This is a genomic window from [Bacillus] enclensis, assembly GCF_001456935.1.
Lineage (GTDB): Bacteria > Bacillota > Bacilli > Bacillales > Bacillaceae_B > Rossellomorea > Rossellomorea enclensis.
The window spans coordinates 1-14086 of sequence record NZ_KQ758498.1; the positions used below are offsets into that span (position 1 = coordinate 1).

A 14086-nucleotide genomic window follows, 5' to 3' on the forward strand; every position below is an offset into this window, starting at 1 on the left:
TCACCAAGGAGCTTCATCGCCTGCTCATATTTAGCCTTCAACTCCTCTTTTGTCGGCTCAGTAGAAACAATAGCTGATGTGGGATCCTCCATTTGTTCTCTTACCTCATCCTCATACTCTTTGATCCACTTCGTAAGGGTAGACCTGGATATCCCTGCATGGCGGGCGATGGACGAGTAATTACCACTTTCTAAAGCCATTCGGACATAGTTTCTTTTGACTTCTTCCAAGGCTTCAATTTTCTTCTTTGGCATTGAAAATATCCCTCCCTAATTCCTGACACATTTATGTCTCTAGTGTACTTTTTTCAGTACAAATGTGTCCAAAGGAATTAGGGGGTCGTAGAGAAAACGGGCAACTTATTATCAAAAATCCAATTATATTATCAAAAACAGAAATATATTATCAAAAACGGCCTTTTTATTATCAAATCCTAAAATCCCTTGGTCCGCGCCCCCTCGCAACGGACCAACTCCACTACTCAATCCGCCTCCTTTATTCATCTGCCCCCTTATACCGGTATCGATATTGAATATCCGCTGTTCTGCTGTCTGTATCAAGCGTAAATCGATTCCATGGACTCTTCCCGCTCTTTACTTCTGATTCCGGGATGAAAGGGATGGCTTGATTCGCACCGATTCTCATCGTGCCGGTTTCGATCGTTTCCATGACGTTCCCTGAAGAATCGTAAAAGGCCATCTGAACCTGGACAAGCAGATCGCGGTCTTCAAAGTTTTTCATAAAGACTAGATTGGAATAATCCGTCCCTCGGCAGCTGGAGGATCTGCCGTAGCAAATCTGATTTGAAAACGCCAGCGTCATCCCGATCGGCTGATCCGTTTCCTCCTCCATCTCATCGAACGACCGATCTGCACGCTTCATCGCAGAAGCGTAGGTCGCTTTTTCCGATACAGGCAGTACAAAAACAAAAATCATCATGATCGACAGGCATAACAGGCTCATCACAATGAAAAGCGGTGAGCTCTGAATAATGGTCTTGATCAATGACTTTGAAAACAGACCCATCAGAACCACAATCAAAAAGATGATACCAAGCAGCAGACCGCAGACCATCAGCATGATCTTGATTTCCAATCCTGTCGGAAAAAGAGGAAAGCTGTACTTTTCCAAGTAATGAAGATTCACGATCAGGGTGACGGTGAAGATGGATGCCCAGGTGCCGGCGCTGAGAAGTGCATACCTCAGCAGGACCCGATAATGCCTGTGCTGGTCCATCAGGGCGAACATATAGAGGAGAAATGGGATGGTCGCGATCGGTATGATCAAGAATGCCATGATGCTTCGTTCCTTTCTTCCTCTTTGAATTCGATGAAGAGGTCCCTGTCCGTGATGGTGATCATTTCGTTCAAGGGCGGATCCTGTTCAGTTGCGGACAGGTCCAGGCCAGGGGCAGGCTGATATAATGTCAGATACATATCTTCAAATCTGTCAGGGTTGGACTCCCACTTACTGAACAAATAGAAATAGTGATCATGCCAGAAGTTGTACACCTTCCATTTCATCATTTTCCATGACAGGACGGCGAAATAAATGACCTTGGCCGGTGAAATGAGTTTCTTGATTTGGGCTGACGGGAGCTTGCTCAATTCCCGGAAGACAGTAAAGCACTCATGCAGCTCCCCCATCACATGAAGGATGGTCCTTTTTTGTACCTCAGTGCTTTGGTAATTCCGATACACCACCCCTTCATGGCGGGCAGTTCCTTCCTCGTATGCTTTCAACGAGTTGAAGACACTGTAGCACGCCAGCTTTTCATGCTGAGAAGAGCTGGTGACCGCAAATAGATTCAGGAACTCAAGGAACGCCTGCCGGTCTTTATCCTTGGTCTTCTTCTTGAAAAAGGCGGCGCAGATGGTATCGAGTATCCTGTACTGATCTTCTCTTGCCTCAAAAGCCTCGAATTCTCTCTTTTGGTTTGTCACAGTCATACTATCCGATGAATGCACGATGATTTGGTGGGATGCCTGCCCCTCACTCCTGTATGTAATCCGTTCAATGATCCGGTTGTCTAAATGATGGATGATTCTTTCCGCCGGATCATGTGGAAACTCTACTTTATATGTTGAAAGTCTATCCTTAAGGATGTCTTCTATGGTCAAAATGGTCACCTCTATTTTTCATGGTTTCTATTTACGGTTAAGCCGGCTTATATGTTTCATCTCCCTGTGAAAACAGGGTTATTTTCCTATAAAAGGGAAAAGGCTCTGCATGACTCTATACCCAGATTATTTTAGGTTCATTCCTTGTTTGGAATAAAAAGTTACCAATACATCACTCTATACTAAAACGTGTTAGTCCGCCGCTGTTGATTTCCGTGCAAGACTTCGCTTTCCGCGGGTAGCCCGTGAGCCTCCTCGGCTTCGCCTCCGGGGTCTCACATAAGCTACTTTTCCCGCAGGAGTCTTCGTCTTTCACTCCAATCCACAGCTGGAACAAGCTAAAAATTAGAGGACAATTTATCATCCACCTCAAACGTATAAACTCACCCCCTATCATTTAGAACCCGAATGATCTTAAATAGGAGTGACCTCTGCCTTTCTACTAATTATTTGAAAAAATGTAATTAACACCGAACCCTTTTTAAAGTTTAGTAGTAATAGTTGAGAATGAAAATTTAACTGCCAATTTTTTTAAAGGAGGAAATATGAAACGTCCATATTTAGCTTCACTCATTTTATTAGTACTGATATTAAATGCTTGTGCTTCACCTCAGAAGGAAATCGACATTTCGGGTAATGTAAAGTCGGTCGGAAATACGGTTTCCGTCAATGGCACTACTACATTAGAAAGCGATTCTGAGATCAAAGTCCAGATAAGAGAGTTAGGGGCAGACACTGTGATTCAAGAACAGACAGCGAAGGTCGATAGCGAGGGCAATTATAGCCTGAATTTATCCAGGGATAAAAGAGAAGAAAATCAGAAACTGGTCGTTTTATTTCAACCGGATGAGCAATCAGAGAAAATTAAAGAGATATACGGTGAACACGGAGAGAATATCGATGAAACCTCTGCAGGCATCTTCCAATACAGTAAGGGCGGGAAGGAATACGCAGGTATACAAATGTTCGATTTCATTTATAAGGTGGTGAAAGGAAGTACGGGGCAGCGTACTTTTCTGACCGAAAATTTTAATAATCCTAATGAACAAAGCGACAGTGCACAGTAATGAGTGGCGGATTAGCTGTCCAAAAACCATGACAAGACGTAAATGGATCATCACACTTGCTAAAATGACGGCGGAAATATTGACGACCTCCCTGATGATCGCAGCCATCATCTCTTTTTCACAAACTTATCTTCTATTGTGGAAGCCTCATTGGTTTCAGGCTTTTTTCTTAAACCTGAAGGAATTGTTGGTCAGTGTCATGAACATGGCTGATATCAGGGTCCGGGTCTCAGATTATCAAAATCAGAATTTGCTTGAAGCATTGGCAGAACCTTATATGTATTCAGCAAAGGTGCTACTAAGCGTGCTAATCGTTTCCATCATTGCAGGGCTTGGCCTTTCTGTCATGACAGCCTTATTACCAAAAAAGATACAAAGTGCTATAAAGGAAGCAGCATTTTTCTTGGAATCCATACCGGATGTCATTGCGCTGTTTTCCATTCAGTTGATCATTATATGGATTTTCAAGAAGTCTGCCATCCTACTTGTAAACCCGGTTGGATACATGGAAAACATCTACCTGCTGCCCATTGCCGCTACTTCGATCATCCCGTCAGTCATTCTCTTTCAGATGACCTTCTTTGCCATTCGGGAAGAACAGAATAAACCCTATGTGGAATTTGCAGCATCCAAAGGCCTTACACGGCTCAAAGTGTTGACATCTCACATATTTCGCAACGTATGCGTAGTCGTATTCTCCAATATCCAAATGATACTATGGATGACCCTTTCCAATTTACTTATTACTGAATATGTCTTTAACATGAAAGGGATTTTCTCATTTATGTTCAGGCATTTGGGTTCTCCAGAAGTATTAGCTAGCTGCCTGCTACTGATTTTTATTCCTTTTTATTTTATAGAATACGCTGGAAGATTCATTTCAGCCAGGATGGCGGGACAGGGAGGGCGTATAAAATGGTAAAGAACAAAAAACTCTTACTAGGAGGTTCAGTGGTTCTTCTCCTTTTTCTCCTCAGTCTATGCTACTCCCTCTTTTTACATGAAATCATTAAGGATCCACCTAATGCAATATACGATCCTGGACACCGATTAGTGGATGTCCCTCCGTATCCTCCTGACAGACACCACCTTCTGGGGGTTGACCGTTTTGGAGAAGACGTCTTCTGGAAAGTGATTGATGGAGCAAAGTACACTCTGATGATTGCGCTGGTGGTGAGCAGTATGAGAATGGGGATAGGCCTATTCGGAGGTATACTGACCGTTATGTTCCTTCACCATTTTACGTTTTTCATTGACTCTTTTATCAGAGCGTTTAGGTTTGTCCCCGCAGTGATGGTAGCATATATCTTTTTTGCTGCAGTTAAAATCGACCCTGACATCCCAAGTCAAAGTTTGATTGCCCATCAACTATTAATCTTGGGCTTTATCGGCGGTATTCCACTGACCGGACACCTGGCCACGGAAATGAGAGAATTCCTGCAGAACGACTTCATCAAATGCTCGCAGTCATTGGGAGCAGGCAAGAGTTGGCTGATAAGAAAGCATATCCTGACCTTCCTCCGTCCGAGACTGATCATTCTTTTCACCAGGCAAGTAGTCCAATCCCTATTGATATTGGTACAGCTTGGCGTTTTCCAAATGGTGATCGGCAAGGTGAAGGAATTGAAAATTTTGGATGGAATAAGCGCTTCCGGAAGTGTAACATTATCCTTATCAAATGAATGGTCTGGGCTGATCGGCCTATCCTATCGGGAGCTGATGCTCGACCAGTGGATTGTATTGGGACCTTCACTTGCCTTTGTTGTAACCATCTATTCTTTTCGGCTGATTGAAAAAGGGCTGGAAGAAACAGTTGAAAAAAACAAATCATTTCATCTCTTTCAAAAATGAAGAAGCCGTACTCGAATCCTCAGGCAGCCCATTTACGTTTACGGCCAGAAAAATAAATCACAGCATTCGAGAGGAGTGAAAAGAAATCATTGTTTATTGACGAAGCAAAAGCAGAAATGATTTTCAATGAATATAGGCAGTACATTTATCGCACAGCGCTGCTCTTAACGAAATCACGCAGCCTGGCAGACGATATCACCCAGGAAACCTTCATCATACTACTAAGCAAATATGATACATATGACCCTGAAAGGCCCATAAAACCATGGATTTACACAATCACCATGAATGTAGCCAAGACTATACTGAAGAAACAGAAATTACTAAAATATTTTTCTTACTTTTCCGATGAATCCTCACACGATAGAGTGGATTCAGTAGAAGAACACTTCTTAAAATCAGATGACATTCAAGAGATTTGGAAAATCGTCAATTCTCTCTCTTGGAAAAGCAAGGAAGTAATCATTTTGCATTTTTACTCAGGACTGACGCTTAAAGAATGCTCCCATGTTTTGGGGATCCCCTTAGGTACTGCAAAATCAAGATTACATACGGCCCTTCAACAATTGAGGCGCTTGGAGTTAAAGGGGAAATTTGATTTTACCAAGGCGGGATTATATGAAGAAAGATGATTTAAAAAAACTATTCGACCATGTGGATAAAAATGAAAAAACGTCTGTAGAATTCCAGACCGTCTGGAGAAAGGCACATCGTAAAAGCTGGAAACAAAAACTGATTCAATCCGCCGGACCTAACTTGGCCATTTTACTTATCCTACTCGTTCTTACTCCCATCACAGGGTATTATATAGTGAACCAGTCCGTAACATCCAGTTCTGCTCCATCCGTGGCGGTTCACCCCCCTGAGACTGAGTATGTGATCTCAGGAAAAGTGTATAACTTTCCTAACCAGATTGTTGTAAAAGGACGCAGCAACTTGCCTGAAGGGACAATCATCAGCCTGAAATACAGTAAAAAGGACAAAGCTACAAATTTGTATGTGGAAAAAGGAGTGGCCGACCAGGAAGGTTCCTTCCGAATCACGGGTGATCGATTAGAAAGAAAAGAAGATTATATCGTTAACATTATCGTCTATCCGCATATACAACGAGACAGTATAAAGGAAATGCTCGGCAGCAAAGGTCAATATCTAACTAAAAGCTCTGATGGATTTACCTATGCACATGAAGGCGAAAGTTATACAGGTCTTCAAATATTGGGGCAGGTAAATAAAAGCGGGAGTAATAGTCAGTCTGTCCTGTCGGAACCTTTAGTACCTCTTGAGGAATTTGAGTTAATGCATTAAAGATAGTTTATTAAAAGAAAGAATACAAGTATTTCATGCAAAAAAGCTCAGAGCAATAAAAACTGAGCTTTTTGGATTACCAACAACTATTTAATTCTTTTAAACAAACAGGTGAGTTTTCAGCAGGTTATGATTTCAAATCCCATGTCATTCTATTATTATTTCATTTGTTGTCTGATTACCCTTGCCAGCCTCTCTACACCATCAACAATCCCGCTCTCCCCCTCATAACTGAACGAAAGCCTCAAATACTCAAGACCCTCTTCCTGATTTAAAAAGAAATACTTGCCCGGGACATACGAAACGCCTTCTGCAGCTGCTTTTTCCAGCAGCTTCGACGTATCAGTACCCGGAACCTGTACCCAGACGAAGTACCCTCCCTGCGGGACATACCACGAAACTGATTCAGGCATGTGTTTTTCGAGCTGGGACAATAGGAGTGAGCACTTTTCACGGTATACCTTCCTCAAAGCGCTGTAGTGTTCTTTCCATTCCAAATCGTGCAGCAGCTGGCTTACGCTTGCCTGTGAAAAAGGATGATCAAGATCCTTCTTGAACCATGACAGCGTCTGGATGAATTCCTTATCAGCAGCCACCCAGCCGATGCGGAGACCGGGTGCCACGACCTTTGAGAGAGATCCGATATAAAGGACACGGGGATCATTTCCTCTCTTCATTGACTTCAATGGTCTCGTATCCTGATTAAAGTACACTTCCCCATAAGCATCATCCTCCATTACAAGGAAGTTGTATTCATCAGCAAGCTTCATCAGATGTTCCCGGCGTTCTGCGGACATTGTAGTCCCCGTTGGATTTTGAAATGTCGGGATCGTATACACCACTTTCGGAAGCTTCTCCCCATGCTCTCTGCGCTCCTTCAGCTCCTCTTCCAAAAGATCGGTCCTGAGTCCATTTCCGTCTATTTCAATCGTCATGAAGCGGTTCGTATAGTTCTGAAAAATTTCGAGCGCCTCCATGTACGTTGGTGACTCCACTGCCACGACCGTCTCATCGTCAATAAGGACGCGGGCGATCAAGTCGATCGCCTGACATGCGCCGGATGTGATCAATAGTTCATCACTCCCGATTTCCATACGGCGTTCCTTCATCAAGTGTTGAAGAGTCCCCTTCAGGCCATCCGCTTTTTTGCTGCCGATATAGTGAAGCGGCAGATCCTTCTCCTCTTTCAAAAGCTTCACAACCGAGTTCTTCAGCTCCTCGACCGGGACAAGTCCGGGATCCGGGTAGCCTGAACTCAGCCTGATGCATCCTTGGGGGATGACGGGCATCCACTCCCCCGGGGGCTCATTTTGCAGTGCGGGTTTAATATCTTTTGAAAAAAAAGATTCCGGATTCACGCGATCAAACACCTTTCCATTTATTGTTTAGTTTTATTTTATAGGAAGAACCCCGGGGCTTCTACCCGAATCCTCTATGAAAAATAAAAGAGGCTCGGACAAAAGTGTTATAATCTAAGTAAAACCCGAATTAATTCGCATTCAAAGAGGCAAATTAGTTCGGGTTTTACTCTGTTCTAAAGAATATTTAGATTTAACTCTTTCCAGCGGTTGATTGGAGTGCAAGACGAAGACTCCTGCGGGAAGAGTAGCTTAAAAGAAAAGCGGAGGGGCTTTGCTCAGAGGCGTGTGGCATAAGACGAATCGACCACGAAGGCGTTCGTTGCCTTCTTGGACGGTTTGACTTATGACATGTGCCTCTAAGCCCTGCAGCTGGACAATTAGAAAAGCGGAAGTGGGCGTTTTGCTCCCTTTGAAAATGTTCTTAGGCTTTAGAGGCGCTTTTTGCCTCAAAAGCCTAAGGTTAATTTTCAAACGGGAGCAGACCACTGCAGCTGGACAGGTGAGACCCCGCAGGCTTGCCGAGGAGGCTCACGGGCTACCCGCGGAAAGCGAAGTCTTGCACGGAAATCATTAGCGGTATTAAGAACCGTTAAGTTTTGTCTATTTTATACCCTCTTTAGAATGTTCCACGTGAAACATTCCCTCTAAAAGAAAAACAAATGAGCCATCAATGCCGCGACCGGCAGGGTGATGATCGTACGCTGTAAAAAGATGATGAACAGCTGCAGGAACGAAATCGGAATCTTTGACTTCAGCAAGAGAATACCGATTTCAGACATATAGATCAGCTGAGATAAGGACATGACCCCGATCACGAAACGGGTCAGCTCCGACTTGATCCCGCTTCCGACAACGGCAGGCAGGAACATGTCAGCGAACCCGACGATCATCGCAGGTGCTGCCGCTTTCGCTTCCGGAATCTGCAGCAGTTCAAGGAACGGCACAAAAGGATAGGACAGATAATCAAAGATCGGCGTGAACTCGGCAATCACCAGCGCAACCGTCCCGATGGCCATGACCAGCGGGATCAGCGCGAACCAAATGTCCACCACATTCTTGATTCCGCTGCCTGCTACACCGCGAAGACTTTTAACCTGGGCTGCCTTTTCAACAGCCGTCTCAAGGCCCCATCGGAAATTGGAGACCCCTTCAGGCACGTCCTCTTCGATTTGCTTTCCAACCGGCTCGTAATAGGTTTCTTTTTTAAGAGAAAGAGGAGGGATCCTCGGACAGATAATGGCTGCGATCACACCCGTCACGACCACTGTCAGATAAAATTGGACAAACAGGTGGTCAATCGCCAAAAACTTGGCGATCACGAGGCTGAAGGCGATCGACGCAATCGAGAAGTTGGTGGCGACGACTGCCGCTTCCCGTTTCGTATAATACCCGCCTTCATATTGCTGCGTCGTCAACAGGACGCCGACCGTCCCGCTTCCCATCCAAGAGGCAAGGGCATCGATTGAGGATCTGCCAGGCAATTTAAACAGCGGTACCATCACATTCCGGACCAGGGTGCCGAAGAAATCCATCAATCCGAACTCAAGTAGCAGCGGCATGAATAAACATGCGAACAAGAACCATACCATCAGGACAGGGATCAAATCATACAGGACGACCCCGCCCGTAAATTCAGACCATATGTATTCAGGACCTATTTTAAAAAATGTGATAATAGCGAATGCCGCCCCGATCCAGCGAAGTGTCAGCCAAAACGGCGTGACATCGAAAAGCGCTGTAAGGAATGGACTCTTTTTGAAAAATTGAATATCCGTGAATCTCACCGCTAAACTCGCAAGTGCCGAAAGACAGATGATCCCGGTCATGATCGCAGGGATGTAATCGGCTATCATGGCCTGCAGACCATCCGCCAGGACCCCAAGCCCGATCGTCACCTTTCCGTCTACCGATATCGGGATCAAAAACAGCAGGACCCCGAAAAGGGATGGCAGCCAGAACTTCATATACTGCTTCGCTGTAAACTCTTTTTTACCCGTGATCTCCTCTGCATGCTGCAATTTTTGTGCCTGCAAATGTAACCCCTCCATTCATATACGTTTTTTTATAATTTTCTGAGTATAAATAAGATAACACTCAAGTGAATAAATATACAACCCTATATGTGAAAAATGGTAGATTAGGAGCTTTTTTTATAAATGGCTGTTTTCTAAAAGATTGTTGCTTTTCGTAAATTGTCTAGTAGCCTGAATGCTTCTTGTGGACGTGCTCTTTTCGAATTCAAGTTTAAACCACAGGTAGAAGTACATCAGAAAACACCCAAGTTCCGGTATTTTCTTTTGTGTAAATCAACAAAGTATGCGAAAAGAGCTTTCTAAAAATAAATCTGGTGAACCGTGGAATAATAAGTACAAGCATACATAAGGAAGTGTCGTCCCATGGACTTTTTTCAAAGTCAGGAATCACTGACGGCGGTTGAATGGATTCTCAGGGCCGTAGTCGGGTTCTTCTTTTTACTGATTGTCACCAAGGTTCTCGGTCAGCGGGCCATCTCCCAGCTCAGACCTCTCGATTTCGCCATCGCCCTCGTGATCGGCAACATCATTGCCCATCCTCTTTCAGATGAGCACCTTGGGTTGAAAGGGTCGATCATCACCACCATTGTGCTGGTGACCCTTTACGTCGGCGGTGTGTATCTAATTCTCAAGTGGCCGTGGTTCAGGAAACTCCTTTCTCAGCCCCCGATCACTCTTGTGGAAAATGGCAAAATCCTTAATAAGGGACTGATGAAAGCAAGAATCTCTCTGGACGTGTTACTGGAGGAATTACGCGAAGATAAAATTGAAGATGTAAAGAAGGTGGCCATGGCAGTTTGGGAGGCAGACGGTAAGATTTCGGTGTTTCTCGATCCCAAATATGAACCGGTAACCCCTTCTGATCTAAAGATTGAAACAGAGCCTTTCGATTTCCCGAGGACGATCATCAAAGAAGGAAAGATGGACTTTATCGCACTCTCCCAAATTGGGAAGGACGAATTCTGGGTTCGGTCCAATCTGGAGAAACAGTATGGAACCGAGGTGAAAAATGTTCTTCTGGCCACCATTGACAGGAAGGATAACCTCAAAGTGTTTTTATATCAATAAAAAAGAACCTCCGATCCTATATCAGATCAGAGGTTCTCGAAATATTGATATTTAACTGTGGGCAAGCTCTTTCCCGTTCAAACCAAGAGCTTCTGCCGTCGAAGCATGGATTTCCTTGAACAGCTCCGGATTTTCCGATAATGATAAACCGTAAGAAGGAATCATTTCCTTGATTTTCGGTTCCCACTCATTCATGTGCTGAGGGAAGCATTTATCGAGTACCTCCAGCATGACGTGGACCGCTGTCGACGCACCAGGTGATGCTCCGAGCAGGGCAGCGACCGAACCGTCGGAGGAACTGACGACTTCCGTTCCGAATTGAAGCGTGCCTTTTCCGCCTGCTTCCGTATCTTTGATGACCTGGACGCGCTGGCCGGCCACGACGATGTCCCAGTCTTCGCTTTTTGCATTCGGGATGAACTCACGCAGCTCTTCCATCCTCTTTTCTTTTGAAAGGAGGACCTGCTGGATCAAATACTTGGTCAATCCCATGTTCTTCGCGCCTGCAGCAAGCATTGTCAGGACGTTGTTCGGCTTGACCGAAGTGATCAAATCCAGATTCGAACCGGTCTTCAGGAACTTGGGCGAGAATCCTGCAAACGGTCCGAATAACAAAGATTTCTTGTTGTCGATGAAGCGTGTGTCAAGATGCGGCACCGACATTGGCGGAGCACCGACTTTCGCCTTTCCGTATACTTTGGCATGATGCTGGGCCACGACCTCCGGATTGTTGCACACCATGAAGAGTCCGCTCACCGGGAATCCGCCGATGCGCTTGGACTCAGGAATGCCGGTCTTTTGAAGCAGGTGAAGGCTTCCGCCGCCTCCGCCGATAAAGACGAACTTCGCCGTGTGGGTTTCGATCCGTCCGTTGGCAAGGTCCTGAACCTTCACTTCCCATGAACCGTCGTTCGTGCGTGTAAGGTCCTGGACACTGTGCCCGTAGTTGACCTCGACGTTTTGAGTCTTCAAATGATCGAATAATAGGCGGGTCAACGCACCGAAATTAACGTCCGTACCGGAATCGATCTTGGTAGCCGCGATCGGCTCGTTCGATGTACGGCCATTCATGATCAGCGGGATCCACTCTTTCAATTTGTCAGGTTTGTCCGAGAATTCCATTCCTTCAAACAGCGGACTGGCTGACAGCGCTTCCAATCGTTTTTTCAAAAACTCAACATTTTTTGTGCCTTGAACCATACTCATATGCGGCAGCGGCATGATGAAATCCTGTGGATTCCGAATCAGGTTGCTGTTGACCAGATGAGCCCAGAACTGTCTTGAAACTTGGAACTGTTCATTTACCTTGATTGCTTTCGTGATATCGATGGAGCCGTCAGGTTTCTCGGATGTATAATTAAGCTCGCATAACGCAGCATGTCCCGTACCCGCATTATTCCACTCATTCGAGCTTTCTTCCCCCGGTTCCGACAACTTCTCGAATACTGTGATTTCCCATTGTGGTGCTAACTCTTTCAGCAATGATCCCAAAGTCGCGCTCATGACTCCGGCACCGATTAAGATTACGTCAGTTTTCTTCTGTATGCTGCTCATGATACCCTTCCTTACCTTTAATATTTTCACAAAAAAGAGCAGGCGCTCCTGCTTCAATTTGAAAAAAGCAAGGCGTCACTCCACGAACATATCTCACTACTAAATATATCATAGTCTGTCATACTGATTGGCAGGTAAATATAAAACTTCTGTTATCTAAATATTATAAACTATTTAAAGATAATAAAAAAGTGCAACCTGTTTCCATGATGCCTAAGAATATAAAAACCACTTGCAGGCTTCGTTATTGACAAAAGTTCTAAAAATTCTGTCATCAATACCGCACCCCATTATAAGTAATTATTATTCTCGTAAAACAGGCGCCGCCACATCAATCCGATTCGTCCATACCCCGCCGGTATAATCTTCCGGGAGACGCTCAAGGTCCCGAGGTGTGTCAAACCCTTCCGACCATCCTCCGTCGCCGGCAACAAGGATCACGCGCGTTCCTGCCTCTTCCATGCGGTTGATGAACTTATCCGGCCAGCCCCACATCCATTTGGCGTACTTCTCAGGGAGATGGATCTGTGTGTTCTTACAGGCAGAAGGAACATACCCTGTCCACCCCGCAGCGATATAAGGCAGCATACAGCTCTTCATCGTCGCAATCGACATGACGCGAATTCCCGGCAGCTCTTCTTTCAACGCTGCAATCGGCCGGTCGCCTCCGTATACAGTGAGTTCACCCAGACGGTCCTCTGAAAGTCCCGCAAGACGGCGGGCAAGCTCCTTCCCTTCCCCCGGGTCATCACTCTTGATATGGATCAGAAATGAACGCTCCGGAAAACGCTCCAGCACCTCATCAAGTGACGGCATCATCCCGACTCCCTTCCCGCGAAAAGGATAGGTCTTCCCGTCATCAGCCGTATATCCATACCCGACATCAAGCTGCTTCAGCTCCTCCATCGTGTGTTCCCTCGTCACCCCTTCACCGTCCGTACGGCATTCCAGGGTCCAGTCATGAAAAATCGCAAACTTCCCGTCCTTCGTCGGCTGAACATCAAACTCTACGACATCCGCCCCTCTTTCAAAGGCGGCTTCCATCGATGGAATCGTGTTTTCAAGGTAAGGGTGCTCGGGTTCATGGATCCGCTCAGCCGTGCAGGTATCGCTCTTGATCCCTTCCATCGGGAATGTCTGGGCCATCCCCCTGTGGGCAAGCAGCAAAGGCTTTTCATCTTCAGTTTTCGTAAATAGGGATGTGTTGTTTATGTACATGAACGCTGCCAGAATAACGATACCCAGCAGAGTCCTTTTCATGATTCTCTTAAACTTTTTCATCGTTCCTCCCAGGTTTTCACAAAATTTGAATTCTAGTAAATTGTATCCCTTTTCCAGAAATACCGCTATTGGTTTCGGCTTACTGCCGGCAGCTCCGTCCAGCCCCCGCGCTATATTATCTGCCACCTCTACGACCCCCTAATTCCTTTGGACACATTTGTACTGAAAAAAGTACACTAGAGACATAAATATGTCAGGAATTAGGGAGGGATATTTTCAATGCCAAAGAAGAAAATTGAAGCCTTGGAAGAAGTCAAAAGAAACTATGTCCGAATGGCTTTAGAAAGTGGTAATTACTCGTCCATCGCCCGCCATGCAGGGATATCCAGGTCTACCCTTACGAAGTGGATCAAAGAGTATGAGGATGAGGTAAGAGAACAAATGGAGGATCCCACATCAGCTATTGTTTCTACTGAACCGACAAAAGAGGAGTTGAAGGCTAAATA

14 protein-coding genes are annotated in these 14086 nt (G+C 45.3%); 7 read left to right on the top strand and 7 right to left on the bottom strand.

Going from position 1 to position 14086, the window contains the following annotated elements; translation table 11 throughout:
* From AS034_RS21985 to AS034_RS21995, 3 genes are all read right to left on the bottom strand, one after another.
* Positions 1-254, bottom strand: a 254-nt coding sequence (locus tag AS034_RS21985) for a helix-turn-helix domain-containing protein (protein ID WP_058300139.1), incomplete at its 3' end; no start/stop codon positions are given.
* A gap of 241 nt (positions 255-495) precedes the next feature.
* Entirely contained in the window at positions 496-1296 is an 801-nt protein-coding gene (locus AS034_RS21990; RefSeq protein WP_058300140.1) for a hypothetical protein, read from the bottom strand.
* A complete protein-coding gene (locus tag AS034_RS21995; protein WP_058300141.1) occupies positions 1284-2120 on the bottom strand; it encodes a hypothetical protein in 837 nt (278 codons plus the stop codon). Before AS034_RS21995 ends, AS034_RS21990 begins: the two co-directional genes overlap by 13 nt.
* Before the next feature lie 545 nt (positions 2121-2665).
* Between AS034_RS21995 and AS034_RS22000 the strand changes: the two genes are divergently transcribed.
* The 5 genes from AS034_RS22000 (at position 2666) to AS034_RS22020 (ending at position 6343) form a co-directional block, all read left to right on the top strand.
* On the top strand, positions 2666-3187 hold the full coding sequence (locus AS034_RS22000; protein WP_032087059.1) for a hypothetical protein: 522 nt from the start codon (positions 2666-2668) through the stop codon (positions 3185-3187).
* Positions 3188-3215: 28 nt separating this feature from the next.
* Positions 3216-4109, top strand: coding sequence for an ABC transporter permease subunit (locus tag AS034_RS22005; RefSeq protein WP_058300142.1), 894 nt, complete (start codon positions 3216-3218; stop codon positions 4107-4109).
* The gene (locus AS034_RS22010; protein ID WP_058300143.1) at positions 4103-5038 is read left to right on the top strand and encodes a hypothetical protein; all 936 of its coding nucleotides are present in this window, start codon (positions 4103-4105) and stop codon (positions 5036-5038) included. Before AS034_RS22005 ends, AS034_RS22010 begins: the two co-directional genes overlap by 7 nt.
* Before the next feature lie 89 nt (positions 5039-5127).
* On the top strand, positions 5128-5670 hold the full coding sequence (locus tag AS034_RS22015) for an RNA polymerase sigma factor (protein WP_244888216.1): 543 nt from the start codon (positions 5128-5130) through the stop codon (positions 5668-5670).
* The gene (locus AS034_RS22020; RefSeq protein ID WP_058300144.1) at positions 5657-6343 is read left to right on the top strand and encodes a hypothetical protein; all 687 of its coding nucleotides are present in this window, start codon (positions 5657-5659) and stop codon (positions 6341-6343) included. The genes AS034_RS22015 and AS034_RS22020 overlap by 14 nt, the downstream gene beginning before the upstream one ends.
* A gap of 158 nt (positions 6344-6501) precedes the next feature.
* On the opposite strand, the gene AS034_RS22025 is transcribed toward AS034_RS22020, so the two are convergent.
* Positions 6502-7701: an aminotransferase-like domain-containing protein gene (locus tag AS034_RS22025; protein WP_058300145.1), complete on the bottom strand. Its 1200-nt coding sequence runs from the start codon at positions 7699-7701 to the stop codon at positions 6502-6504.
* A 647-nt stretch (positions 7702-8348) separates the two neighbouring features.
* Positions 8349-9668, bottom strand: a complete 1320-nt coding sequence (locus tag AS034_RS22030; protein ID WP_231938145.1) for a YjiH family protein — start codon at positions 9666-9668, stop codon at positions 8349-8351.
* 432 nt (positions 9669-10100) lie between these two features.
* On the opposite strand from AS034_RS22030, the gene AS034_RS22035 reads away from it, so the two are divergent.
* Positions 10101-10805: a DUF421 domain-containing protein gene (locus tag AS034_RS22035; protein ID WP_058300146.1), complete on the top strand. Its 705-nt coding sequence runs from the start codon at positions 10101-10103 to the stop codon at positions 10803-10805.
* A gap of 51 nt (positions 10806-10856) precedes the next feature.
* On the opposite strand, the gene AS034_RS22040 is transcribed toward AS034_RS22035, so the two are convergent.
* Both AS034_RS22040 and AS034_RS22045 read right to left on the bottom strand, forming a co-directional pair.
* The gene (locus AS034_RS22040) at positions 10857-12389 is read right to left on the bottom strand and encodes a malate:quinone oxidoreductase (protein ID WP_272867418.1); all 1533 of its coding nucleotides are present in this window, start codon (positions 12387-12389) and stop codon (positions 10857-10859) included.
* 273 nt (positions 12390-12662) lie between these two features.
* A complete protein-coding gene (locus AS034_RS22045) occupies positions 12663-13640 on the bottom strand; it encodes a glycerophosphodiester phosphodiesterase family protein (protein WP_058300150.1) in 978 nt (325 codons plus the stop codon).
* Positions 13641-13859: 219 nt separating this feature from the next.
* Between AS034_RS22045 and AS034_RS22050 the strand changes: the two genes are divergently transcribed.
* Positions 13860-14086: helix-turn-helix domain-containing protein (locus AS034_RS22050; protein ID WP_058300148.1), on the top strand; the 227-nt coding region annotated here is incomplete at its 3' end.

What these genes read in the sequence shown, in the direction of transcription:
- AS034_RS22010 (WP_058300143.1), top strand. Translation starts at nt 4,103, where the DNA reads ATGGTAAAGAACAAAAAACTCTTACTAGGAGGTTCAGTGGTTCTTCTC.
- AS034_RS21990 (WP_058300140.1), bottom strand. Translation starts at nt 1,296, where the DNA reads ATGGCATTCTTGATCATACCGATCGCGACCATCCCATTTCTCCTCTAT.
- AS034_RS22035 (WP_058300146.1), top strand. Translation starts at nt 10,101, where the DNA reads ATGGACTTTTTTCAAAGTCAGGAATCACTGACGGCGGTTGAATGGATT.
- AS034_RS22030 (WP_231938145.1), bottom strand. Translation starts at nt 9,668, where the DNA reads ATGAAGTTCTGGCTGCCATCCCTTTTCGGGGTCCTGCTGTTTTTGATC.
- AS034_RS22045 (WP_058300150.1), bottom strand. Translation starts at nt 13,640, where the DNA reads ATGAAAAAGTTTAAGAGAATCATGAAAAGGACTCTGCTGGGTATCGTT.
- AS034_RS22005 (WP_058300142.1), top strand. Translation starts at nt 3,216, where the DNA reads ATGACAAGACGTAAATGGATCATCACACTTGCTAAAATGACGGCGGAA.
- AS034_RS22020 (WP_058300144.1), top strand. Translation starts at nt 5,657, where the DNA reads ATGAAGAAAGATGATTTAAAAAAACTATTCGACCATGTGGATAAAAAT.
- AS034_RS22000 (WP_032087059.1), top strand. Translation starts at nt 2,666, where the DNA reads ATGAAACGTCCATATTTAGCTTCACTCATTTTATTAGTACTGATATTA.